This window comes from Oleiphilus sp. HI0079, assembly GCF_001635105.1.
On the sequence record NZ_LWFT01000053.1, the window covers coordinates 1 to 1,370 of the forward strand.

General features: G+C 48.0%; 2 protein-coding genes. Both read left to right on the plus strand.

Annotated elements, in window-relative coordinates; translation table 11 throughout:
* The first annotated feature begins 108 nt into the window (after window positions 1–108).
* Window positions 109–471 carry a response regulator gene (locus A3750_RS00855; protein WP_068453480.1) on the plus strand — a complete coding sequence of 121 codons (363 nt, stop codon included), beginning with the start codon at window positions 109–111 and terminating at the stop codon, window positions 469–471.
* Window positions 472–496: 25 nt separating this feature from the next.
* A partial coding sequence (locus A3750_RS00860; protein ID WP_197474775.1) for an Hpt domain-containing protein occupies window positions 497–1,370 on the plus strand: 874 nt, incomplete at its 3' end.

A 1,370-nucleotide genomic window follows, 5' to 3' on the forward strand; every position in this document is an offset into this window, starting at 1 on the left:
AAGGAATGCACGGTGCTTCTAGGCTTTAACAGTCTTTCAGAACGTTACGTGTAAGAATCGCAAAACGAAAGCGCCTGCGCGCACTAGGACAGGATAGAGGTTTTATACATGGCAACGATATTGGCTGTTGATGACTCTGCATCGATGCGACAGATGGTCTCATTCACGCTAAAAGGGGCGGGCTTTGATGTTATCGAAGCGGGTGACGGTCAAGAGGCTTTAGACAAGGCGAAAAACGCTTCCGTTGATTTGGTTCTTTCTGATGTGAACATGCCCGTAATGGATGGAATCGAGTTAGTAAGAAACTTACGAACACTACCTGAGTATAAATTCACGCCTATTTTGATGCTGACAACCGAATCGGCAGGAGACAAAAAGTCTGAGGGAAAAAATGCCGGCGCAACGGGTTGGCTTGTGAAACCTTTCAACCCAGATCAATTATTGGCCACCATTAAAAAGGTGATGGGCTAGTTTTTGACGAGCTTAGAGGTACACGATGAGCGTAGATCTTAGCCAATTTCATCAAGTCTTTTTCGAGGAAAGTAATGAAGGGCTCGATATCATGGAGTCCGCTTTGCTGGAGCTTGATCCAGAGGCATTGGACTCAGAGAGAATCGACGAAATCTTTCGCGCAGCACACTCGATAAAAGGGGGTAGCGGCACCTTTGGTTTTCAACAAATTGCAGACTTCACTCATGTTGTCGAAACCTTACTGGACTTAATTCGATCCGATCAATTCGATATCCAATCAGAACACGTCGATCTGTTTCTTCGCTCGGTCGATTGTATCCGTACAATGGTGAATCAACTTGAAGATGGTCAAGAGTGTGAAACCGAATTAGCCGGCCAGCTCAAAGCGGAATTTGAGGCGATTCTTAATGCCCGAGATGGGCAAGGTGCCGATACGCCTTCCGCTGATTCAGTCGGAGACGGAGCGCGCGACTCCGGTTCAAAGGGCTGGCAAATTTATTTTCGTCCGGATGCCGATATTCTCAGAACTGGGAATGAACCCATTCGGATGTTTCGTGAACTTCAAGAGCTTGGACCAATTGAGGTGCAGGCAGACTGCTCTGGCATACCCAAGCTTTCGAATATAGAGCCCGAAGCATGTTATTCAGCATGGAATATTTCGCTCTTTGCCGACGTTGAAAAAACGAAAGTGGAAGAGGTCTTTGAGTGGGTTGTGGATGAGTCAGAATTGACGATTGACCCCCTTGATCTCTCAAATTTGCCGAGCGCGAAACAGGTTGGCGCGGATAGTACAGACGCCGTAAGTGTCGCGCCTGAAGCCAGCGTCGGCGACAGTGCTGATACGCCGTTATCCGTCCAATCAGCAGATGTGCCAATTGCCGCAGCGACTGAGTCTGCTG